At 54.1% G+C, this 26,565-nt stretch carries 7 protein-coding genes; 2 read left to right on the top strand and 5 right to left on the bottom strand.

Annotated features, from left to right (window positions below; translation table 11 throughout):
* Positions 1–234: 234 nt before the first annotated feature.
* From HG66A1_RS15025 to hpnH, 4 genes are all read right to left on the bottom strand, one after another.
* Positions 235–1,608, bottom strand: a complete 1,374-nt coding sequence (locus tag HG66A1_RS15025; protein ID WP_145185415.1) for a DUF1501 domain-containing protein — start codon at positions 1,606–1,608, stop codon at positions 235–237.
* Between the two features lie 192 nt (positions 1,609–1,800).
* Positions 1,801–4,623 (bottom strand): M56 family metallopeptidase, encoded by a 2,823-nt coding sequence (locus tag HG66A1_RS15030; protein WP_145185418.1) that lies wholly within the window; start codon positions 4,621–4,623, stop codon positions 1,801–1,803.
* Positions 4,623–5,021 carry a BlaI/MecI/CopY family transcriptional regulator gene (locus HG66A1_RS15035; protein WP_145185421.1) on the bottom strand — a complete coding sequence of 133 codons (399 nt, stop codon included), beginning with the start codon at positions 5,019–5,021 and terminating at the stop codon, positions 4,623–4,625. The genes HG66A1_RS15030 and HG66A1_RS15035 overlap by 1 nt, the downstream gene beginning before the upstream one ends.
* A 211-nt stretch (positions 5,022–5,232) precedes the next feature.
* Positions 5,233–6,387, bottom strand: a complete 1,155-nt coding sequence (gene hpnH / locus HG66A1_RS15040; RefSeq protein ID WP_232106841.1) for an adenosyl-hopene transferase HpnH — start codon at positions 6,385–6,387, stop codon at positions 5,233–5,235.
* Between the two features lie 138 nt (positions 6,388–6,525).
* On the opposite strand from hpnH, the gene HG66A1_RS15045 reads away from it, so the two are divergent.
* Positions 6,526–7,716 carry an enolase C-terminal domain-like protein gene (locus HG66A1_RS15045; RefSeq protein ID WP_145185427.1) on the top strand — a complete coding sequence of 397 codons (1,191 nt, stop codon included), beginning with the start codon at positions 6,526–6,528 and terminating at the stop codon, positions 7,714–7,716.
* A 5-nt stretch (positions 7,717–7,721) separates the two neighbouring features.
* Here the strand turns inward: HG66A1_RS15045 and HG66A1_RS15050 are convergent, their stop codons facing one another.
* Positions 7,722–8,735: a hypothetical protein gene (locus HG66A1_RS15050; RefSeq protein WP_145185430.1), complete on the bottom strand. Its 1,014-nt coding sequence runs from the start codon at positions 8,733–8,735 to the stop codon at positions 7,722–7,724.
* Positions 8,736–9,423: 688 nt separating this feature from the next.
* On the opposite strand from HG66A1_RS15050, the gene HG66A1_RS15055 reads away from it, so the two are divergent.
* A complete protein-coding gene (locus HG66A1_RS15055) occupies positions 9,424–26,553 on the top strand; it encodes a LamG-like jellyroll fold domain-containing protein (protein ID WP_145185435.1) in 17,130 nt (5,709 codons plus the stop codon).
* Positions 26,554–26,565: the final 12 nt, after the last annotated feature.

Raw genomic sequence — 26,565 nt, forward strand, 5'->3', positions numbered from 1 at the left:
ACCGGGAACAGCAAAGGAAACTACCGGAGAGCCCACGAACTCAGACCGCAGATTAATCCCCGCGGCTGGCAATTCGTTTCGATCGCGGCGAGATTATTTTCAGGAAATCAGAAAACGTCAACTCACGCGAGGGTGGGAAACTCAAATATTTATTTCAGAGGGGCTCACGCAGAGCGCAATAAAAAACGGCAGACTCCCAGGAAACGAAAGACTGCCGTTGGGTTTCTTGTTTTCTCAGATCAGCTCGTGAATCGGTTCGATTCCCTGATCGACCAGGTATTGAGGTGTGCCCGCCGTGTCGAAGATACGGGTTCCGTTGAGGTCGAGGCCGACGTTCTGGTACAGCGTGGCAAAGACTTCCTGGAATTTCACAGGCCGATCTTCGGCGTATTCCCCTTTGCGGTTGGTACGGCCAATGACCTGGCCGGCCCGCATGCCACCGCCGGCCAGCATGGCGCAAGAGACGCGGGGCCAGTGATCGCGGCTGTTGTTTTTATTGATCTTGGGCGTACGTCCGAATTCGCCCCAGACGACGACCGAGACGTCTTTGTCGAGCCCCCGCTCATGCAGGTCGGTCACCAGGGCAGCTAAACCCTGGTCGAGACGTGGGAACTCTTCACGCGACTTGGGGAAGTTCATCCCGTCCGGACCGTGCCAGTCCCAGCGACTGTAATTCAGCGATACGAATCGCGCCCCTGCTTCGACCAGCCGGCGTGCCATGCAGAAGTTTTCGATCATGGGGGGAGCACCGTCCCGCTGGAATTTCTCGCTGCTTTCCCCGTAGCGGGCGAGAATCTGGGGATCTTCCTTGGACAGGTCCAGGGCATCCGCAAGCTTCGAAGTCGTGAGAATATTCATCGCCTGTTGCGAGTAGACATCCATGCTTTCCATGAGACCACTGGTGTCGGCATCGCGACGGAAGGAGTCGAAGGCTTTCTGCAGTTTGACCCGGTCGCGTAATCGCTCGAGCGTGATTCCCTGCAGGATCATATTGTCTGGCGAACTACGCGCCTTGCGGCCCACCAAGTTGAAGGGAGCGTAGGGTACGCCCAGAAACCCACCTGTTCCCGGTTCACCCCAGGTACCATTACCCGTCTTGTACATCAGGGCGACATGCGCGGGGACCGCTGAATTGACGGGGCCCTGCAGTTTGGAGACAAAGGCGCCTGCAGCGGGCCAGCCTCCGGGGGGCTGACGACTGCCAAAGGTACGGCCCGTCATACACTGATATGCATCGTGTCGGCCGTCAGCATCAGAGATCGTACGGACGGGGATGAACTTATCCATCATGCTGGCCATGCGCGGGAACAGTTCGCAGATTTCCACGCCGGGCACGTTGGTCTTGATGGGAGCAAATTCGCCGCGGATTTCTTTGGGCGCGTCCGGCTTGGGATCCCAGAGATCGATGTGCGATGGCCCGCCGGGCAGATAGATGTTGATGATCGCTTTGTGATTACTGCCGGTCTGGCTTTCGGCTTCGGCACGCAGGGCACCGGGTAGAGAAATCCCCCCGAGGGCCATGCCACCAATTTTCAGAAAGCTGCGGCGCGAGACACCGTCACAAAAGGTTCCATTTTTCGCGGTCGGTTTACCCAGAATTGTCAGCATCGGATCACTTCCCTGGAGGCGATGATTTGCGGCACAATCAAATCAACATAAATACACATTGATATGATAGCACGCCCAAATCAGGGACGCAAACCGAATCTGACTGCGAAAAGCCGATTTTATAACCACGATACAACACGCCATTCACAAAAGTGAATGGCGTCTGAAAACGTAAAGTTTCACTCAGCAGAATCAAGGCCAGTCGATCACATGCCTGTCGTTGATCAGCAGCAGATATTTGAGTGTTTCCGACTTGAGCGCATCCGGAAGATAGCGGGCTGTACCGTCACACAGGGCGACACAGAATCCCCCCGAATAAAAACCACCGAGCTCGGGAACACTATTTTCGTCGAAGGGGATGTCCTCTGGTTTGGTCCAGGGAATCTCACGCCTGGCTTCAACAATCGCGATGGTGTTGGAAGTTCCGTCGGTGATCTCACGCATGCGGACCCCGGCTACCGGTTCTGCCTTTGATTCGACACCACCGCCTCCTGCCAGGCCGCTAGTGGCAAACGGCTCTGTGCTCATTTCTATCCCTGCCCCACCAGCGGGGCGCGTTGATTTGCCGAACACGGTATTGGGACCTGTCACAGCCAGATAGGAAGTCAGATGGCCGGGACGATTATCAACGGGATTTTTAAAGACCGCAGGCATTTTTGCCAGGACTTGTTTGTTATGCTCGCTGTCCCAGGGTTCGTTCAGGCGATATTCCTTGTAGAGTTTTTCCTGATCCAGGAAGGGCAACAGTGCAACTCTCCAGCTGTGAGGCGTTTTCCCATCTGGCCCGATCACAACCGCGGGAGGAAAATGCTTGTATTTGCTATGATAGAGATGCATGGCCAGCACCAGGCGTTTGAGATTGTTAAAGGACTCCATCCGCAGGGCCGCTTTACGTGCTTCAATCATCGCGGGAACGAAAGATGACAGCGTATTGTTGAGAACAGTCATGTCGGTCATTGAAGCTGTCAAACTGACATTTTCCCCGGCTTGATCAAAGTGGAGCGACTTGACGAGATCCAGAGATGACTCTACAAGCGGCACCATTGTATGCTGTTCCCGGTTTTGATTTTGAACTATCTGTTGCAGATACTGTTGCAGGAGATTGGTCCCGAGCACCTGTGCCGCCTCCAGGGTCTTACGGATCTCCCCGCCGTTCTGCTGTTGATAGAGCGTAGACTGCAACGAGAACTTGTGTTCCAGATTCACTCCCAGGGATATTAGATCCGTGTGTTCCCAGACCGGTGCCAGAGATCCTTTCCAGACCGAGTCGTTTATTTCCGGTTTCCACTGATTCTTCCAGACCAGTTCGCGAAACTGACGCAGGTTGAACAGTGCGGCGATGGAATCTTGTGACACAGGTTTCCAAGGCTCTATCCAGCGGCTCGACTTGCGGTTACTGCGGGCTGTAATAACCTGTTCCAGAACTTTTGTCGTTTTCGAGACGATCAATTCATGGTCGTTGACGATCGACAGACAATATCCAGGGTAAATATCTGATCGCAAGTAGTGAACTCCCCCATCAGTGACGCCGCTGAATATTTTACCTCCTCCACCAAATGATTTGGTGACTTGCTTCAAATCATGAGTCGTCTGAATGACGGCCACATGATTGAGTGGCTGGCTTTGGGGCTGGCCTGCTTCGTGTGCTAACAGAATCAGGGTGACCGACTGGATTTCGGAAAACGGTAGATCCAGTGGATACAAATGAGAGTTCTCTCTTGCCGCTTTCAACAACTGCAACCGGGCCATCAGCATTGCCTGCTGCGAAAGTAACTCGGCTGGTCGCAGGGCTAAAACACCCAGGGCATCATTGGGAACCATGTCGATCGCAAAAGGAACATGCTTTCCACGTACTATTTTATCGCGATCAACCGCACCTGCTGCGGGTTGTGGGTCGCTTTCTGCCGAAGGCTGTTGGGCCAGGCTGATCTGATTCCCCCGGAAGCCAGACGCGCAGAGGCCAATTAGCAGCATCACACCAAACACCAGTATTCGCTGGGGACGCGAAACGATATTTCCTGGAGAGCGCTTCTGTTTCAACATCTCAATCCTCCTTAAAAAAGTGGAATGTGTGGGGAGAAAGGCCCGGGCCGGCCCTGTAAGTCGATGACTCGTCTGCGAAACAGCCATTTCTGCCAGGACGACCAGATAAGGAGTGGTACCGCCACTGATCGTCGCCGCGGTGGCATCTGCCGACAACTCCTGTTCCAGGCGCAATCGTGCGACAAGCCAGTGAATCAGCGGGTGATAAAAATAGAGGGAGCGGCTGAGTTCAGCCCCCAGAATCGCCAGGTAATCGCGATGCCTGATATGAGCCAGTTCATGGGCGAGTACAGCCCGTAGTTGTTCGGAATTCCATTCGCGCCAGGCAGTCGGCAGGAGGATCACTGGTCGCCACCACCCAATCACTGCCGCTGTTGTGAGTGAAGCATGCTCGCTGATTTTCAACGGGCAGGATATCTGTTGTTGAGCTACCAGGATATCCAGCGTCTGCTCTGCAACTGATCCGCTAAGCGAAGTTGCCTGACGCAGTAATCGATTGAGTGAATAGAATGCGAACACCAGTCGGATTGCCGCCAGCAGGAAGCCCACCACGAACATCCAACCAACGATCCCTGCCGGTGTGGAAATACTGGCGGACTGATTGGCTACCGGTTTCTGTTGCAAGCCTTTTAGAAACCCTTCCCAGACGGTTGACCATTCCGTTTCCTGCTGAGATTGCTTCAAAATCGGCGTCTGTAATTCATTCTCGGGAGCTTCAGTTACGGTTGTATTCTGGATGTCTGAAGCGTCATTGATAGCGGGAGTTGTTTGCTTCCCGGTTGTCTGCCAGCGGGGCCAGGGGCTGAGGGCGAACATTGCCAGCAGCAAAGTCATTCCGATCGAACAGGAGAGGAGAAACGAGCGCGTTCGGGGACCTAGTTGTTTCGTCGTACTGTAGATGAGTAATCCAGCGGCGGAGACCAGCGTTACCTGCAGTCCCAGCCAGAACAGGCTGATTCCAAGTTGATGCATCAGGACTTCTCCTTCAGAATTTCCTGGATTGCTTTGAGTTCCCGGGGGCTCAGCTGCCGCTCATCAAGCAAACGCAGTAACAGTTTTTCTCGCGAGCCTCCAAACACCTTTTGGATCATGTCTCCCAGCATGCTGCCGGACACATCATCAAAAGAACGTACAGACCGAAAGAAATACGGGCGGACCTCATTCGTCTGCTCCAGAAAATCTTTTTCGACAAGGATTCGAATCAGTGTGGCAACTGTGGTATAGGCCAGGTCGCGCCCCGCAGCTTCCAGGGCATCGCGGACCTGAGTGACAGTCAGTTCGACCGGGGACTCAGCTGACTGCTGATCCCAGAATACATGCATGATTTCCAGCTCACGCGTCGTTAATTCTTTGGCTTTTGGTCTGGCCATGTACACTCCTGCTTAATGAGAGAACAATCAGTCTGCCTTAGTTTGGTTTTTTAGATTTGGTTTTATAGTAATCAATAATACGAAGAAGTCAAACGCGTTTCTGAAAAAATAAAGAGCACCGCTGAAGCATGAAAAAAGGTGTCTCCCCAAACTTATGAGAGAGGACACCTTCTGTCGAAAGATCTGTCTGATTTTTTTGCGGTTGTGGAACTCAGCGTTCCACGAGTGCTTCGGTTTCTGACTCGCAGGACTCGTCTTCAGCCGGGAGTTCCAGCTGATACAGGTCGCTGTCGCTGACGGTATAGTGAGGAGCCGGGATCGGTTCCGGTGTGGGGAGTGGCTGCTGGTTATCCTTCGACCCGAACAGGGTCAGCGAGACGACTTTCAGGAAGCCTTTCCAGGAGGAGAAGGTCTGGTCGACTGCCGTTGGTTCGTGTCCGCAGTGCACCATACAGTCACGGCATTTTTCGTTGCCGCTCTTTCGGCCATATGCTTCCCAGCTGGTGGATGACATCAGCTCTTCGAACGTTTCAGCGTAGCCCTCTTCCAGCAGATAGCAGGGTTTCTGCCAGCCGAAGATGTTATAGGTCGGGTTGCCCCAGGGCGTGCATTCCAGTTCCCAGTTCCCTTTGAGGAACTCGAGAAATAATGGCGAATGATTGAAAGTCCAGGCCTTTTTCGGGGAGGACAGAATCCGGCGGAACATCGAAACCGTCTGATTGCGTTTGAGAAAATGCTCCTGGTCGGGGGCTTTTTCGTACTGGTATCCCGGGGAGAGCATCATGCTTTCGATGCCCAGCTCGGCCAGTTGATCAAACATCTGCCGCACGCGTTCCGGATCGGCATTGTTGAACAGGGTAGAATTGGTTGTGACCCGGTGCCCTGCTTTCACAGCTGCTTTAATCGCGCTGATCGCTTTATCGTAGATCCCATCACGGCAGACGGCGGCATCGTGATCTTCCTTGATGCCATCCAGGTGAATGGAAAATGTGAGATATTTTGAGGGAGGATAGTTTTCCAGGTGTTTTTCAAGCAGAATCGCGTTGGTGCAGAGATAGACAAATTTCTTACGGGCAACCAGGCCCGCAACGATTTCCGGCATCTGGGGGTGCAACAGTGGTTCACCGCCGGGGATTGAAACAATGGGAGCACCGCACTCTTCGACCGCCTGGAAGCACTTTTCAGGGCTCAAATTCTGCTTGAGAATATTTGCGGGGAACTGAATCTTCCCACAGCCGGCACAGGCCAGATTGCAGCGGAACAAGGGTTCCAGCATCAGCACCAGGGGATAGCGTTTGACGCCTTTGAGTCGTTGCGTTACGACATATTTTGCTACAGTCCACATCTGGGAAAGGGGAACACCCACAGTCGCCTCCATGTTGCGAAAAATTCTAAATCCGTTCAGAATAGAGGTTTCATAGCAGTTTTCAGAAACGCTGTCACCCCCAAATCGCGCGTATCTCGCAATCCAGCAAAGAGTTATTGAAGGTTTAACCCGGTCCACATGAAAATCGCCAGCCTGAAGGCTTATCGCATCCATGTTTCGCTGAAGCGTAAGGTGACGCACGCTTCATACAGCAGGACGGAATCGGAGTCGATCCTGGTCCGCTGTGAGCTGGAGGATGGCACCGTGGGCTGGGGGGAATCTGTGCCCCGCCCCTACGTGACCGGGGATACCGCCGATTCGGTGCTATCACAATACCAGGCGACCGATTTTCGGCCGCTGACGGACTGGCGGTGGGACAGTGCCGCGGAAATGGTGTCACTTTGTCTTTCTTTGAAGCTCGCAGCGCCCCCTGATGGACCAGCCGCATATCAGTCACGGGGCTGCCTGGGAAATGCCGCCCGCTGTGCGATGGAATTGAGCCTGCTGGATGCGGCAACCCGCTCTCTCAATGTTCCCATCTCGGAAGCGCTGACGTGTCTGGATGAGGGGCAGACACTGACTCAGCAGCTTCCCGAAGTGCGTTACAGTGCCGTCTTGACCTCGATGAAACCGGTCAAACAGACTTTATTATCGTTACTCTATCGTCTGACGGGCTTTCGTCAGTGCAAAATCAAAGTTGGCATGCCTGGCTGCGATGATCTGGCACTGCTCCGGAAAGTCCGCCGTCTGACAGGCCGCCGCATGGGGCTGCGGATTGACGCTAATGAAGCCTGGACCCGCTCCGAACTGGAAGCATACGATGCTGCTTCGAGTACGCTGGAGATCCAGTCGATCGAACAACCAGTGGCCCATGCTTCTCTCACAGACTTGAAGGGCATTCACGGACAATTGAAAGCCTGGGTGATGCTCGATGAGTCATTGTGCAGCTATCAGGATGCAGAACGGGCGATCGCCGAGGGGTACTGTGACGCCTTCAATTTACGGATTTCCAAGCTGGGTGGGTTGATTCCCACGTTTCAAATTGCCCGTCTCGCACAGCAGGCAGGGATCTACTGTCAACTGGGTTGCCAGGTGGGAGAGACAGGCGTTCTCTCGGCAGCAGGCAGGCAATTTGCCAGCCATATCAGGGGAATCGAGTTTCTGGAGGGGAGCTTTGATCGCTATCTGCTGAGACAGAACATCATCAATGAGGAGATCTCGTTTCAATGGGGGGGCAGAGCGCCCGCGCTGAAAGGACCAGGGTTGGGTGTTACTGTGAGTGCAGAGCGTCTGTCACAGTTCATGCAGCAGGAAATGCAACTGATCTGATACGATCAGGGAATCAGGAAGACAAGGCCGGTAACGGTTAAGCTCTCAAACAGAGTACCGCGAGCACTGAGCGGAAGCCGTTCAACCTGATAAGGGGGGCAGTTCCCTGGTTTTTCATACCCCAGAGTATACTGGCACTCATACAGCGGGTAAGCACCGATCATGTAAGGCAGTGCGGGAATGCGACCGAAGAAACGACCTGCGGAAATGAATGGTTGAATCGCAGGACCGTAGTTATAGCCATACCGTTCGAGATAAGGTTCTTCGAAGTAGAGCGGATTGTGGGGAACCGCTGCTGCAACCCAGTCTTTATTCATGAGCTGCCAGTCACGGGTGGTGCCCATCGTCACTTTTTCCGCAGGAATGTCAGCCAGGTGCTCGGCTGCCGTGTTGGTGGGCAGGTCACCTGTGGGTGGTTTGGTATTCAGAGTCAGCGACGTTAAAGGCTTCAGCCCCAGTTCCACCAGTCGGGGTGCTTTCTTTGCGGCTGGCGGATTCGCGGGTGCTGGCGTCATTGGTGTATCGGGTGCAGGCGGTACAGGAGCCGGTTGTGTCTGCTGCTGAATAAAGTGAAATTCTGGTTCTTCCGCCGTCGTGATCACTGGCTTCTGAGCAACAACGGGAGTTTCTGGCTCTGGATCGACAGCTGGTGCTGGCTGAGGGAAGCGGATCCCTGTCAGCTCGATCGGCTGAAAATCCTTTGTTTCATCGAATTCGATGGTGAGTTCGCGTGATTCCGGCAGCGGAGGAAGTTCAACGGGTTTCGGACTGGTTTTCTCTGAAACCTGGAATTTATTGAAGCCGGTAATCGTGATCTGGTCAGATTTTACGTCGTCATGCGTCTTATCTGGTGATGACTGTCTGCGGGAGGCTGCGGCTTGCGCGAGTGCAGACATTTTCACTTTGTCGTATTCGGGAGCGACTGAGAAATGCGCGCCGTGATTGACTGCACAACCGCTGAAAATCAGACAGCTGAGACAAAGCAGTAATCGAGACGATTTGACGGGCAACCGAACCAAAACAGGCGCTCCAGTGAATAAACAGTTGATATCACAGAACTTAAGAACTGAATATCAGATACGAATTCGTAGAAACAGGAGTACTCATTCTCAGTTATCGGCTCTGGGAGTGGACCGGGGACATCAGTGTCTGTCTGAGTCGTAAGGTCATTGCAAACCCCCCAGTCATTCAGAGAATCCAGTATTCAACCCAAAACAAATGAACATACAGTTACCACACGAAGGTGATTAACGTTATTCACCTCACTTTCATGCTGATTCTTCGATTTGTGCTCGAACTACGTTCGTATTTTATCAGTTCCTGTACGTAGGAAGATTAGTCCGGTTAAGGCACGCTGAGCAATCATGACTGGAGTCGCGGTTCAGATAACATGATTAAAACGGCTGTATTACTTATGAAGACAGCAGCTTTCCATTTTTGACAGATGTTTCTGCTCCGTTAAAAATGATTGACATACCTTTTAGTGAGCAAAGATAATGTGGGGAGTTTTTCTGCAATACCACAGACCTGATCGCAGGTGCACATGTCGGCCAGGGGTAACGTGGTTTTCGCAGAAATGCAGGGTCGGTGTGCGTAAAACGCTCCCTGTTTGTGTTCCCCTCTACTGTATTGCCTCTTGAATGGTATTCGCGAACTCATGCCATTAATTTTCTGTGCATTACAAGGAACTCGAAGGAGCATCTCAACGTGCGATTTTTAGAATGGCTGAATCGATGCCTCGGCAAGACTCCCCCTGCCCCCAATCTCGAGTTCAATTCACTCCGCGCCGACAGTCACGCAGGACTGGAACTGGTACGTCTGGAAGAACGTATCGTTTTGAACGTGGATGCTGGCCTCTCAGGTGCTGCCAGCGATGTTCTACAGATTAACCTCGATGCTGCCAACGATGAAGCGACCGTCTCTGTCGTTGATGGCGGCGCTACGATTCAAGTCGACGATGGTCTGGGCCTGCCTGACAGCATCATGCAGTTTGATGCCACCCAAATTAACTCCATTCTCGTTACGGGCGTCGATACATCACAGTCGATTCAATTCCTGGGTCAGAATGACCTGATTATCCCCGACTCCCTGGATCTGACCGGTTTTACCGGTGATGTGCAGATCGGCATCGAAATCCAGGTGGGAACCGCTGGTGCTCCTGACTTCAGCACCCAGTCGACGGTCACCTACCTGGGACAGTACGACCGGGTCGGAGACCAGTTGAATGTCGTATTGCAGAATGAAATCGGCGCTGATGATTCGTTTGCCGTGCAAATCAATGGCAATGACGTCGAGATCCTCAATCGAAACAACGCGAATGCCCTGCTCTTTTCTACTTCTTTGACCGGATTGAATTCGATTCAGATTCAGGGAGCCGATGGTGAGACCGATCTGCTTTCACTCAATTACGGCGATGCCCAGCTGACTCAGCTTTCAATCTCTTTTGACGGTGGGCCAGGAGGTAACGACGCTCTTGAATTCTTCGGGGGTACCTTTGATACCGTTACTCACAATCTGACTGGACCGGGTGCTGGTGCCGTCGATTTCAGCGGAAATGCGATCACGGAAATCAGCTATACCGGTCTGGAACCGGTGTTCGGCGGAAGTAACACAGCTAACAACGTCGTCATCAACCTGCCCACTGCCACGACCGATGCGATCCTGGAAAATGCCGCTCTGCCCGGAGAAATGCAAATTCGCAGCCTGAGCAGCAGCTTCGAGCTGACAACCTTCGCTTCTCCTGCAGACTCCCTGCAGATTACAACAGCCGGTGGTGCGTCGATTCTCGAACTCAATTCCTATGACGCCAGCTTTGCCCCCACCGATCTGATTCTGTCTGGTCAGGCTGGTGACACCTATCAACTCGCCGGCAGTGACCTGCTCGACGACAGTGTCGCGCTGACTCTTTCCGGTGGCGCCACACTCGATCTGGGCAGCTTCGATGAAACCGTCACACAGTTCACGCTGGAAGATGGTACTGTCATCGCGACCGGGGGTATCTTGACGTCCCAGTCCGATCTGGATCTCCGCTCCGGCAGTGTCAAAGCCCAGTTGAACGGGAACAACCTCATCAAGAACGGTTCGGGAACTGTCATCCTGGATGCGTTAAATGGCTACACCGGGTCGACCACTGTCAATGACGGTACCCTGCAACTGGCCCAGTCAGATGCAATTCCCAATACATCCAGCGTCGATCTGACGTCTGCAACCAGTGTGCTGGATCTGAACGGGTTCTCTGTCTCACTCACGTCCCTGACCGGAACGGGGAGTGTGCTGCTGGGAGGTCCTGCCGGTTCGCTGACTCTGAATCAGGCGATTTCGACCTCAGCCACGTTTGCTGGAGATATCTCCGGTGACGGAAGCTTGACGATCGCTGGTGCGGGGGAAGTCATTCTTTCCGGAAACAGCTCCTTTACGGGTGCCACCAACGTGCAGGACGGCGTCCTGAAAGTTGAGGGAACCCTGGCGACTTCGGAAGTGATTGTCGCGACCGGTGCCACCCTGGGTGGTTCCGGCAGCATCTCAGCGCCCGTGACCATCAATGCCGATGCAGCCCTGGTGCCTGGATCGAGTCCGGGAATCCTTAGCACGGGTGACCTGACACTCGATGCAGATGCGGATCTCAATATTGAAATCAATGGTACGACAGCGGGCTCAGAGTACGACCAGATCCAGGTGGCAGGCGAACTCGATCTGACCGGAGCGACGCTGAATATCAGCAGTTCTTTTACGGCTGCTGCGGGTGACCAGTTTCTGCTGATTGACAATGATGATGTCGACGCCGTCACAGGTAATTTTGTCGGACTGGCCGAAGGGACCTTGTTCAGTTTCAACGGCAACCAGGTCTATATTACCTATCAGGGAGGCGATGGCAACGATGTTGTGTTGACGGTCAATTCACCGCCGTCCGCAGGCGACCAGAGCTTTTCCGTCGATGAAAACACAGTAAATACGACTTCGGTGGGAACAATCGTCGCTGCAGATCCGAATGTTCCGCCGGGGAGCCTGAGCTTCAGCCTGACCGGCGGTTCCGGGGACACGGCCTTTGCTGTCAGCAGTACGGGCGAGATTACGGTCGCTGATTTTACCCAACTGGATTACGAGACGGCTACCGCATTTGATCTCGAAATTCTGGTCACCGATGACGCCGGGGCCACCGATACCGCGACGATTACGATTAACCTCAATCCGCTGAATGACAATGTTCCTGTCATCGCCAACCAGACGCGCGAAGTCGATGAGAACGCTGCCAACGGCACACTGGTCGGCGCAGTGATCGTTGCCAGCGATGCTGATCAACCGGGAGATACCCTGACCTTCACCGAAGCGGGAGGCACAGGTTCTGCCGCGTTTGATATCACCTCTACGGGGCAGATCGTTGTTGCGAACCAGAGTCTGCTCAACTTCGAAACCAATCCCAGCTACACACTGGACGTGATTGTCGATGACAACAAGGGTTCGACCGCCACCGCGACGGTGACGATCAACCTGAATGACCTCGTGGAAAGCATGGTTGTGACTGCCGGCGACTGGTCCAGCAATGACATTACGATCATCCGGGACGGCAGTCAGCTACGCATCCTGGAAACGGGCACGTCCAACGAAATCGTCCCTTCACATGAGTTCGATAAAGTCTCCAGTATTATCATCACCGGAAATGGTTCTGATAATACCGTGCGGCTGGACATGAGCGTCGACACCATTCTGCCACCGAGTGGCATCAGCTTTAATGGAGCGGGGGGATCGAACACCCTGGTCAGTGCCGACCAGACGACCGACTGGCTCATCAATGGCTTGAATTCCGGCAGCCTGCTCTCTGGCGCAGTCAGTTTCAGCAACGTGGAGAATCTGACCGGTAATGCGGGAGCCGACACCTTCACCTTCCAGGATGGTGGACAGCTTACCGGTACCCTCAGCGGGGGTGACGGAACGGACCACATTGACTTCTCAGCTGTGACCAGTGCTGTGACTGTCGATCTGCAAACCAGCAGTGCCTCGGGCGTGAATCTGTTTAACACGATCGAAAGTCTCAGTGGAGACGACACACAGGATGCCATCAGCGGACTGAGTGCAGGCACCACTTACCTGATCAATGGTGTCAACCAGGGATCGGTCTCCGGGATTGATTTTGACGGCTTCAATCACCTGGCTGGATCGACAGGCAGCGACACATTCCAGTTCAGCGGTAGTGGCCAGATCACAGGCAGCATCGATGGCCTGGGTGGCGGTGACATTCTGGATTATTCAGCGTCCACATTCAGTCTCGATCTCGCTCTGTCAGCAACAGGGGCAACAGATGGCTTCACAGGGGCGGAAGCTTCCACGGTAGCTGATTTTGATAATATCGACACAATTCAGGGGAGCAGCAATACTGATGCCCTGGCAGGGATCAATGCGGCTGCAGTCTGGTCGCTGGATGGCACGAATCAGTACACAGCATCAAACACACTGAACTTCAGTGATTTTGAGAATCTGACCGGGGGAACCGACGTTGATGAGTTCAATATCAGCGGCAGTCAGTCTTTGAATCTCTCAGGTAATTCCGGTAACGATGTCTTCGCTTTTGCGGATGGCGCAACCCTCTCGGGGACAATTGACGGTCAGGCGGGTGCCGACCAGATCGATTTCAGTGCCCTGACCTCTTCGATTGACGTGGTTCTGACGGCCAACGGAACCTTTGACGGATTTCAGGGAACCGAGGCGTCGATCAGTGGCGGGTTTGACAATATCAACAACATCGCAGCAGGATCGGGTGCTGCCGACAAACTGACCGGACAGAACGCGGCCGCTACATGGTCGATTCAGCCGGCGAGCGTCTACGGCAGCGGAACTTCCCTGTCCTTCTCCAGTTTTGAAACACTCCAGGGGGGCAATGATGTTGACCAGTTCAACATCAACGGTTCGCATACGCTCGACCTGCTGGGTGGCCAGGGCGCGGATGTCTTCCGCTTCAGCAATGCTGGATCCGCTCTGAACGGGACCATCGATGGTGAAGCTGGCGAAGATCATCTGAACCTCGACAACTATTCTTCCAATTTAAACGTCACGCTCAGTGCACTCGGGGGAATTGACGGCTTCGATGGCAGTGAATCTGCCAAGTCCGTCAGCTTTGCGAATATCGACGTGCTCACCGGGGGCAGTGGCAGTAACACGCTGACAGGGATTGACAGCGCCGCCACCTGGACACTGAACGGCGTTAACACTTACAACAGCACCAACACACTGACCTTCAGTAACTTTGTGAACCTGACCGGAGGCAGTGCCGCCGACAGTTTCCAGGTCACTCCGAATGCGGAAGCCTTTAACATTGTCGGCGGTGACCCAACCAGTAACCCGCTGGGTGATGAACTGCACGTGGATACTTCCGCAGCCGGAACGGCGGTCGTCTCAAATAATGGGGACGGCTCAGGATCGGTTACCGGCGGCTTCCCCACCGTGACTTACAGTGAGATTGAAAACTTTACGATTACGGGTACCGTCGACATTGAACTGCAGGGAACTGCAAACGCTGATGACATTGAAATTGTGGTCAACGGTTCGGACATCGAATACCGTCTGGGCGGAACATTGATCGGTACCAGTGCTCTCTCAGGCACGACTTCAATCTCAGTGAAAGGCGGGGATGGCGATGACAGTCTGACCATCGATGCTGCTCTCGCTGCGGCCGGGATCACTGTCGATTACGATGGCGAAGGCCAGGACTCGACCAGTCCGGGGGATGTGCTGAACCTGCTGGGGACGACGACCTCAGTTGAGTATTTCTTCGTTGACAGCAACTCTGGTTCGATCCGCATTGATGGTGCAGGCACTGATTTCATCACCTACAGCGGCCTGGAACCGATCACCTCAACGATCAACACGACCAACGTGACTCTGAATTACAGTGCTGTCGCGGAGATCATTACGATCAGCGATGCCGGCGGTGGGCAGACCACCGTCACTTCGACAGCCGGCGAACTGCTGACGTTTACCAACCCCGATGGTCTGCTGACGATCAATACAGGCGATGGCGCCGACCAGATCGAACTGAATTCACTGGCTAGCGATTTTACTGCTTCACTGACCATCAACGGGGAAGGTGCAGCAGACACCCTGAACGTTAATGGCAGTCTGACTTTCGACTCCGGGAAAAACGTGGAACTGAATGTCGAGTCGATTACCGTTGCCAACGGTACGGTGCTGACCGCAGCCAGTATCGCCTTCAACGCCGACACTGTCGACCTGGATGGTGACCTCCTCGCAGCGACCGTCTCCGGTGATGCTGCGACCGTGAATGTACTGGGATCAGCTGGAGGAGCCGATATCCAGGATGCCGTCGATGTTGCAGGTACCGGGGGTATCATCAACATTGCTGCCGGCATCTATCATACAACGGGCACCCTGGAAATTGATGAATCAGTCTCACTGATCGGAGCCGGTAAAGACGTTGTCGAAATCCGCAAGGCGGGAGCTCCTACGAATACTTTTGACATCGCCGTGAATATCAGTGCGAACAACGTTTCTATCTCAGGAGCCCAGCTGGGATGGGAGACACACACCTCCGCGACCGATTATCGAGGCTACGTCGTTTACACAAATGCAGACAACACCACGCTGAATAATCTGCTCTTCGGAGACAATTACCGTAGTGCGGTCGTCTTTGAGGGAGCGAACAACCTGGAGGTCTCCGACTCTATCTTCGAAGGAAATTACGGCCGCGCCGCGATCCGCGACGGAGACGGAGGTAGTGGTGAGAACTTCCTGATTACGCGGAATGAATTCCGTGAAAACCATTTCCGCTGGGGGCCTATCGCAATTGGACCGCAGGGGACCTTCGGTGATCCCAACAATCATGCCTTCAGTGGTGAGATCTCCTTCAACTACTTCGGCAACGGTCTTGAAGCGGGGGCTTTTCAGGAAGCCGGTGACCAGAACTATACGGTCACGATCACCAACCGGGGTATGACGGCCGACGGAATCGACATCAATCACAATACATTCGACTGGCAGGATTCCTCCACGACAAACTCGAACGGAATCTATGCACAGCCCGGGGGAATCTATTTTGATCCTTCCCTCGCGGTGCCTGCGAATTCGGTGAATATCACCAATAATATTTTCAATGGTTTCAGCTACGAAGGACCGCAGCCTTCCGCTACAACTCCCGCCTGGGATCCGACGGGGGGCGTCTTCGGCGGTGCCCTGGAATTTGACGGGGTCGATGATTTCGGCCTCTTCCAGTCGGCGAACTTCGATGTAGGAGAATCCGGTACTCTCAGTTTCTGGGTGAACATGGATGACCAGGGACGCCGCAACCAGTTCTTTGAAGGTCCGAACAACGGGGGTATGGAGTTCCAGTACCGCACGAACAGCGGTGGTCAGTTCTTCGGCAGCCCTAATCGTAATGACGGAAACGGCAATACCTACATCATTCAGAATGGTGGTGCGGGCGGGACGACCGGGGTCTGGCAGAACATCCAGTACACCTGGGACTTCAATGGTGGCGTCAATCCCGAAATGCACCTTTACATTGACGGTGTCGAAGTCGGTTACCTGAATGGAACGTATGATTCCGATCTTGCACAGTGGACGGCGACCGTCAGTACCATCAATGAAATGATGAACGTCGGACGTGACCCGGGCGACAGCAGTCGCTTCTTTGACGGTAAGATGGACGACGTCGGCTGGTTTGATCAGGCACTCGGACAGACCGATCTGGATACAATCCGTACGACCGGCGTCAGCACCCTGTCGGGAGATGCACGGCTGGTCGCTCACTGGGACTTCGATCAGAGTTCAGGAGACATCGCGGTTGACAATGTGAGCGGCATTCAGATGTACCTGGTCACCGATGGGATTGTGCCTTTTGGCCCTGAATTCCAGGAAACGGCAGGTGTCTTTGGTGGTGCCCTCGAATTCGACGGCATCGACGATTTCGCCACCTTCCAGGATGCCTCATTCGATGTAGGCCGAAAAGGAACATTGAACTTCTGGGTCAAGATGGATGAGACGGGCCGTCGAAACCAGTTCTTCGAAGGTCCTGACAATGGTGGTTTCGAATTCCAGTATCGTGAAAACAGTGGCGGCCAGTTCTATGGACGCACACAGGGGAGCGGTGACTACACGATTCAAGCGGGAGGCCAGGCGGTCAACGGCGGCGTCTGGACCAACATCCAATATACATGGGATGCTGACTCGGGCGAGATGCATATCTACATCAATGGTGCAGAACAACCTTATCTCTCCTCGTTCGATCAGAATCTGTCCGGCTTTGACAGCACACACTTCACTGACACCGTCAATGGTTTGATGAATGTCGGTCAGGACCCGGGGAGCGGTCGCTTCTTTGACGGTCTGATGGATGATATCGGCTGGTTCAATGATGTGCTGGACTCTACCGATCGTGCCACGATCATGAACACGGGCGTTTCCAGTATGACTGGCGACTCGCGTCTGGTCGCGCACTGGAACCTGGACGATCCATCGGGAACCGAAATCGTTTCCGGCGACAGTGGAACCAATATCACACTCTACCTGCAGGCGAATCCTCCCCTGCCCCCGATCGAAGGCTTCGGAGTCATTGCACCGCTGAATGCGAATGTGACCTACAACGCCTTTAATGGGAATGACCTCGATTCGAACGTAACCCTCGATTCGACCAACACATTTGGCGACCCGCTGTTTGCGTATGCCAACGATCCCAATTATATCCCGACCGATTCTCTGGCTACACAATACGTGATTGGCTTTGGTTCCTCCGCTGCCTACGGTTCCTCGGAATTCGCTGCAGATACAGATACCACCATACCTCACATTGGAGCTTTCCAGAACCTGCCCACCGTATATCCGGGAATCTACGGGTCTGGTGATATTGTCGTCTACGGAACGGGTGAAGATGATCAGCTGGTATTGACGCTGACCGGCGAAAACACGGCCACCTTCGTGTTAACACGCGACTTCGGCGGACCGAATGAACTGGTACTGGCCAGTGTGTCAATCACTGACATTACCTCGATCACCTTCAACGGCCTGGGCGGTGACGATGTCTTGATTGTCAATCAGCCCGACAACCTGTTCTTCAACCCCACCGACGGCATTACCTTCAATGGGGGCACCCAGAACAACGACGGTAACTCGCTCGGAATCGCAGGTATTCTGGGGGACACGCTGGTTCTCAATCACAGTACGCCTCTAGAAGCGGATTCGGTTGGTTATGTCTTTACGCCGGACAGTAAGCCTGCGGAAGGGGAAGATGGCATCATCACTATTTCCGACAGCAGCATAGCGGATGGTTCGACAACGATTGCCTTCACCGGACTGGAGCCCATTCTGGATAATCTGCTGGTGGCGAATCGTGAGTTTGACTTCACCGATGCAGATGAAACCATTTCGCTGTCCGATGATGGCGTTATTGGTGATAATTATTCGTTTATTGATTCGACGCTCAGTGAATCGGTACTGTTCCTGAATCCGACGAACTCGATCACAATCCGCACTGATAGTGTAGGGACACCAGCTGGCGTTGATACCGTTCTGGTAAATTCGCTGGACAGTCTGTTTAGTGCCAGTCTGTCAATCTTCGCAGGTGCTGACGACCCGGTCACCTTCCAGAGTACGGTCAACCTGGGAGCCGGCGACCTGTTTGTCACCGCAGAAAGTGTGAATATCCTGGCGGACATCGACGCCGCTTCAGTGGAAATCAGTTCGTCCGGGGTGACCAGTACGACCTTCAACGGCGGAACGGTTACCACGACGGGTTCTCAGCTTTACCATAATGCGGTCAATTTTGTGACCAATACCACACTCACCAGCAGCGGCGGAAGCAATATTCAATTCAATGACACCGTTGATGGTGCGATTGATCTGCAGATTGATACGGCTGGGACAACGATTTTCAACGGTGCGATCGGCGATAACTCCCCACTCAGCAGTTTGACAACCAACGCAGGGGGCACCACGCAGATTAATGGTGGCAGCATTCAGACCAGCGGCAACCAGATCTTCAACGACGATGTCGAACTGGATGCTAACACTGTCCTCACCAGTACAGGTAGTGGCGCCATCACCTTCAACCAGCGGTTGAATGGTACGCATACGCTGGAACTGAATACGGATGGCGATACGACTTTCAATGGTACCGTGGGTGACACCAACGAACTGGCCAGCCTGACTACGGACGCCAACGGTACAACGTTTATCAACGGGGGCAGCATCGCCACCGAAGGCGGTCAGCTATTCAACGATGCGGTGCTGTTGGGGGCCAATACGGTTCTCTCCAGCTCAGCCTCGGGATCGATTAACTTCAAATCGACGTTGAACGGTGCCCACACACTCAACATTAACACTGCCGGATCCACGATCTTTGATGACCAGGTCGGTAATTCTACTCCCCTGACAAGTCTGACGACCGATGTGGCTGGGACGACGGAAGTCAACGGTGGCTCAATTACCACGACCGGCGGACAGACCTTCCACGACATTGTCTCGCTGGGAGCATCTGTGGTCTTCACCTCAACTTCCGTGGACGACATCACCTTCGACCAGACACTGACCGGTGGAAACGGGATTACAATTCAGATCAATTCGACTGACGATATCATCTTCAAAGATGCGGTGAGCACCGATGGGGCTGTTACGGTCACAGCAGATTCCGACATCTCCGGTACCGGCAATATTTCAATGGAGACCGGGTCCAGCCTGGATGCTGGTACGGGGACAATCGACATCGATGGTGCGAATGTATTAACGCGTTCGCTGACCACCACTAACGGAACCGCGAGTGCAATTACCATTGATGCCCATAATGGGAATGTGGTTACCCGCGATAATGGCGTGAACGCCCTGGGAGATATCACTGTTAACGCCACCGGCAGTATCACCCTGGAAGACAATGGAGTGAATACGGGTGAAGGTGGCAGCGTGAATGTACAGGCTGACGGGGATGTCATCTCGACAGGCAGCGGAATCGACACCACCAATGGTGCTGCTGCGGGAGGGAACATTGCTGTCACTTCTAACGCAGGCCAGGTTGACCTTTCCAATGGCTCTCTGCTCACCGGAGACGGAGGCAGTATTACCGTCAATGCGGTTACCGGATTCACCACGCTGAACACCAGCCTCGATACAACGGCTGGTACCGGTGGAGGCTCTGTTGAAGCGAATGTTTCGAACGGAACGATGTCGATTACCGGTGGTAATGCGACAGTCAATGGTGCCGGTTCTATCCTGCTGACGGCCAAAGGTACAACCTCCGATATTCAGCTGGACACAAACCTGACCAGCGCTGACGGCAGTATCACGCTGCTGGCGGACAATGATATCACCCTGTCGGCGACGACCAATATTCTCAGTCAGGCAAGTGGAAGTATTACCCTGACCGCTGACAATGACGGTTCGAACGTCGGCAGTATCACCATGGATTCCGGCAGCCGGGTCGAATCACAGGGGGGAGAGATTCAAATCTCCGCAGCGGGGAACATTGCTCTCTCAGGTATTACCACGACTGGTGGCCGCGTCGATATCACTTCGACCCTGGGGGGAATCACAGACAACGACAGCACAGGCGTCAACAACGTGACCGCCAGCCAGTTGGTTCTGAATTCGAATCTGAGCATTGGCCAACTCGCGGATGCCATCGACACCGCGATTGCCTTCCTCGAAGCAGATGCGGGAACGGGGGGCCTCTTCCTGGACAACACGGGAGCCCTGACGATTGGAGGCATCACTGCCCAGGATGGTCTGGACGCGGATCTGGACATTGTAATTCACAATACAGGTACGCTGCATGTCACCGAAACCGTACAGTCAGCCACCGGCTCAATCACACTGGATGCGACAGACACTCTGACTGTTGACCTCGCGACGACCATCAGCACACTGGGAACCGGTGCAATTCTGCTGACATCGAACCGGAATATCAAACTGAACAGTGGCAGCAACCTGAAAACAGTCAACGGCGGCATTACACTGCTGGCCAATGATCTTGGCTTAGCTGCGGGCGATTTCATCGGTGTAGAGGCAGACAATGCGACGATCTCGACTACCGGAACAGGCAACATCCTGATTACCGGCTTCGGCGGAGCGGATGTCGTGACCAGTGATCATCATGGCGTCTTCCTGCATTCCGGAACGACAGTCTCGTCCACAGCCAGCGGAATCGATGCAGGCACGATCACTATCAATGGGACCGCGGGAGAGGGAATCAACGACAATCATGGTGTCATGATTGATGGTGCAGGCACGAATATCACGTCTACCGATGGCGAAATTGGAATCACTGGAACCACGGATTACGGCACCGGTTTTGCGATCTCCGACCAGTCAAAGATTGTCTCGAATGGTGCGGGTGTCAATGCAGCGGACATCACCATTCTGGGAACAACGACTGCAGATCGGGACGGGGTTCAGATCACCAGCCTGATTCAATCGACGGCAGGAGCCATTTCCATCACCGGTGAATCAACGGGCGGTGGAACAACTTCACAGGGAACACTGATCGAGACGACCAACGGAATCGTGATCAACGAAAACGGCCAGATCACGATCAACGGCACCTCGAACGGTGACGACGGAATTGAGATTTCGAATGACGCAGTGGTTTCGGCCTCGGGCACTGGTAATATCGAACTGCTGGGCGAATCGACGGGATCCGGCAGCGGGATTCACCTGGATGCCACAGTGAAAAGTAATACAGGATCCGTCACCCTGACTGCAGAAGATGATCTGCTGCTCGGCAGTGTCGCTCTGATTGACTCGACCTCCGGCACCGTGACCCTCACTGCAGACAATACAGCGGGCAGTAACGGCAATCCGATTACGATGACAGACGGATCACTGATTGATGCGGGAACAGGTACCATTAACCTGACTGCAGACGGGGATGTGCTTCTGGCTGGTCTGCTGACCACGGGCACGGTTAATGTTGATTCCCTGTCGGCTGCGATCAGCGATAATGGCGACAGTCATACAGATATCGTCGCTTCCACTGCCGTTCTGAACGCCGTGACTGGGATTGGTGATGGAAATCCGCTGGAAACAGAGATCAGCACGCTTTCCGCGACCGTCTCAGGAGTCGGCAATCTGCTGATTGACAACGGGATCGCCGTCGAGTTACTGGACCTGTCGACATTTGACGGTGCGATCACCGTGAATAATACGGCGAGTCTTACAGCAACTTCGGTCGTTTCACAGAACAACTCGAACAGCGACGATAACGATATCACTCTCAATGCCACCGGAACCAACAGCGACATCCTGGTCACCACCATTACAGCGACCGGCCTCGCGGACGTCATGCTGACTGCTGATGACGGCATTCTGGATACCAACGGGGCCGACTCGAACCGGATCACCGCCGATGACTTGAACATGTCATCCAGCAGTGCCGGTGGTACGCAGGACGGGATTGACGTGGATACGGACGTCAACAGCGTGACGGCTGACGTGAACACCAACGCCGGAGGCCTTCGCATCGATGAAGTGGACGGCATTACGCTGACGCAACTGACAACGTTCGATGGTTTCATCATCGTCAACGCTGCCGGAACCATTGAAGTGCTGGATGTCACATCCACGAACAACTCATCTTCCGACTTGAACAATGGCATCACTCTGACGGCAACCGGAGTCGACAGCGATATTCTGGTGACATCTCTGACCGCTGAAAATACGGCTGATATCACATTGAACGCCGACCGGGACGTACTCGACTCAGACAGCACCGACAGTCAACTGACCAGTGGCGACCTGCTGACGATTGTCGCTGGCCGCAATATTGGTGGCATTACGAATGTCTTCACTGCAGATGGCTTTGATCCCCTGCAGACCAGTGTGGCTCACCTGGACTTGACCAGCGGTAACCAGATCGTGATTGACAACACGGGCACTACGCCGGAACTGATCAACCTGGATGCAGGCACAGGCACCGCGGGCACGACCTATGTCAGAGCGACCGGCGGGGCTCTGGATGCTTCCACGACCATCGGTATCAGCAACACCCAGGATACCATCAGCTTTATTTCCGATGTTTCCATCACTGTTCCCACCGGTCTGCAGACTGCAAATCTGCGACTGGACGCACCGGATATTATCGACGCTGGTGGGGGAGCAATCGACGTCAATGCGGTAAACTCGATCCTGTTCAAATCAGGTTCCGCAGAGACCGTGAATATCACCGCACAGCAGTTCGACGGTACTGTGCTCGGATCTGATTTCGTCATCAACAACGACTCCCCTGCCCTGGAACTGGTTGACCTCAATGAAGACATCCTGAGCCTGACCGGGGGGACGGACACCAATATTTCGTTGAGTTCTGCCGGCAGTATCACTGTCAGCGACCTGGTACAGACACTGGGAACAGGTACTCTGTCCCTGGAAACGACTAATACTGACGCCGATCTGATTCTGAATCATAGTCTGCTGAGTGATACCGGCTCGGTCACGATTTCGACAGCCAACGATATCCTCTTCAACGGGACGACAAATCTGACCAGCACGTCGGGGGCCGTGAGCCTGACCGCCGATGCAGACAATGGAGCGGGAGGCCTGTTGGGTGGCATCACCATGGCCGATGGAACATTCATCAATGCAGGTGACGGAGCAGTCAGCCTGATCGCCAGCGATGACATCGTCCTCAGCCAGATCATCACGGCCAACAACACCAGTTCCGCGATACTGATTGATACCGACTCCAGCCTGGTAGATGCCGGCGACAGTACGGGAGAAGACCTGATTGCCAACGAGTCGGGAGCCCGGGTCACGATTATCGCGTCCCTCGGAGCCGGTAAAGTGGCCGATCTGAACGGCCATCTGGAAACTCACATCGATCAGATCAATGTCACCAACCAGACTGCGGGCGAAATCCGGATTATCGAGACGGATGATCTGATTGTGCACGACCTGATCCAGTCTACAGCGGGAGACATAGAAGTCTTCACGACGGGAAACATCCTGCTCAACGGCTTGATCGAAACGGTTTCTGACAATGTGCTGCTCGATTCCAAGGCAGCAATCATCGACCAGAACGATGGAGTACCGGGCGAACTCAACATTCATGCCACCAGCCTGGATATGAATGCGGTTACGGGAATCGGCACAGGTGATACACTTGAGATGAGTGTTGATACCTTCTCGGCAGATACCACCGATGGTGACGTCCTGCTGCACAACACCGCGACAACGGGCGTGACTGCAACCAGCATTACTACCGGCACCGGCAACATCAATCTGGAACAGGTCGGCAATGAGTCCCTGGTCATCGATCTGGCGACAACCGTCGACGGTTCGATTACGGTCGCTAATACGGGAGACGCCCAGAGTGACACGTTGACGCTGACCTCATTGTCAGCCGGAGGCGCTACACCGGCCATCGATGTTTCCACACTGAACTTCGGTAACATTCTGCTGGGTGATCTTGTCGCCCTGGAAGGATCGATCGCCGTCACCTCTGCAGGTGAAATCAATGACGCGGTTGACGATCAGGGTGCTCCGGAAGTCGATCTGAATGCGGCATCGGGTTCAATCACACTCGAAGCGATCAACGGGATTGGTAATTTAGATCCGATCGAGGTCTCTGCTGGGACCTTAGCGGTCAACAGTAACACCGGCGATTTGAACCTGCACCACGTGTCTTCGGCCGCGACCGGATCAGTGAGGGTCACGAAACTGACAACGGGGACCGGCGACATCAACTATGAGCAGACGGGACAAGAGTCTGCGTCCTTTGAAGAGATCTCAACCACGGATTCTGACATTACCGTGAATGCGGATGGTTCTCTTATCTTTGAAAATCCCGGAGTTCTACTGAATGTTGTCGAAACGGACGGCAGCGGTACCATTGAGGTCACAGCAACAGGCGTCAATTCCTCGATAGAAATCAACGATGGCTTCAGCACGGCTGGTGGAACGATTGACCTGACCGCACAGCACAGTCTGAATTTTGGCAGTGAGGGCGATTTGAGTTCCTCAGATGGGAAAATCACACTGCTGGCCGATTCCGCTTCTGTCGGGGTCGGGGGTGGTGGCATTACCATGTCAGATGGAACCGTCTTTGACGCCGGGGTCGGAATTGTCGACCTCCAGGCCGGGGATTCGATCACCGTTGGCCAATTGATGACGACCACCCTGACCCGCTTGACTACCACAGACGGCGGGATTGTGGACGCCGGTGATGCCGGTGGCCGCGACATCATCGCGGATGAACTGGTGATCCGCAGCGCAACCGGTGCTGGCTCTGCGAATGCTCTGGAAACTGCGGTCTCCCTGCTGGCTGCACACAATACCGCTTCCGGGAATGTTCAGATTCATAACGATCTGGGAGGCGCACTTCTGACGATTGGAACTGTCGATGGACTGGCGGGGATCACTCATTCGGGAAGCGTTGCCGGAGACATTTTCGTCTCGAACGCCAGCCCCCTGACAGTCGAATCCCCGGTCACCAACGGTTCGGGCGGTAACATCGGCTTGGAATCGACGGGACCCGGAGATTTAACCCTGAATGCCTCTGTGCGTGCCTTTGGTGGAAACGGGAATATCGATCTGCAGGCAGGCTTTGGATTCCTGGCCATCAACGATACCGGAGCCGCCTCGGATCACAGCGTCGCAGGAACCGGAGTTCTCTCCGGACACGGTGACAGCGGTGTCTTGATCGATGCAAATACCACAATGAATTCTGAAACGGGGGCGATAGCCGGTCTGCCGCCTGATCTACGTAATATTCTGACACCTCAGATTCAACCCACCGGTCTGGCGACAGTCACCGGTGATTTCGGACGGTTTACCGAACAGAATTTCTTTATCACTATCGACTGGGGTGATGGGACAGTGGAGACATTCAACTTCTCCGATCCCGGTTCGTTCGTCTTCGAGCATACTTATACCGCTAACCCGGATGCAGGAAACCCTGCCGCTGATATTCCGATCCTGGTGACCATGCAGGGAGATAAGCAGTTTACCTTCTCTGATGGGAATGGTACTCTCGATTTCACCAGCGAGGCCGACGTTCTGGAAACACCTGGTGAAGGTCTAGCGACAGTCGCCATCGATACGACTCCACAGGTACCGCAGCTGATCTTCCCCCAACAGGAAGTGATCCTGGATGCTTCTTCGCTCCAGCAGACCGTATTCAGCATGCGGGAAACTCAACTGCTGGAAACGGCCATCAATGAAGCCAATCGGAATGCAGAACGTCTGGTCTTCCTGCGGATCCTGGCTCCTAACGGCGATGTGATTGAGGATGTGCCGCTACAGGAATCTGACCTGGATAACCTGCCAAAGCTGTTCAGCACACTGCCTGACGGCCGCTACCAGATTTATCTGAAGGAAGCGGGTGAAGAGCGGGTACGTCTGCTGATGGATGTCGATATCCGCAACGGGAAAGCCAGCGATGTCACCGAGGAACAGTCCAATCCTCCCACCAGTTCCGAACAGCAGCCCTCGACGAATAACACAATCAATTCCCAACTTGAAGACCAGGAGCAGCGGACGTTGTCCTTCAGCGACCTGGAACAATTGACTACGATCGTCATGGCGGACGCGGGTGAAGCAGACCTTTCCGACCGGATTGACCTGCTCCTGCAGATCCTGATTGACGAAACCTCAGACTGGCAACCTCTCCTGACGCCTGGATCTGACGTAGAATATGTACAGGAACAGCCGACCCTCCCCTCACCTGCTGAAGCGACGGCACAACTCGAAACCAGTGAAAAAGCCTGGGGCAGTGCCGCTTTACTTTCCGGTTATTTCCACGGTCGTTCATTATTCCGCAAGCCGGTTACGCAGAACGAATGCGAATCCGCGATGGAAAAATATGGCAGCCGTCTGCTGAATCGGCGATATAAACTGAATCGCAGGCAGAAATAACTGATATAATCG

Source organism: Gimesia chilikensis, assembly GCF_007744075.1.
Taxonomy (GTDB): domain Bacteria; phylum Planctomycetota; class Planctomycetia; order Planctomycetales; family Planctomycetaceae; genus Gimesia; species Gimesia chilikensis_A.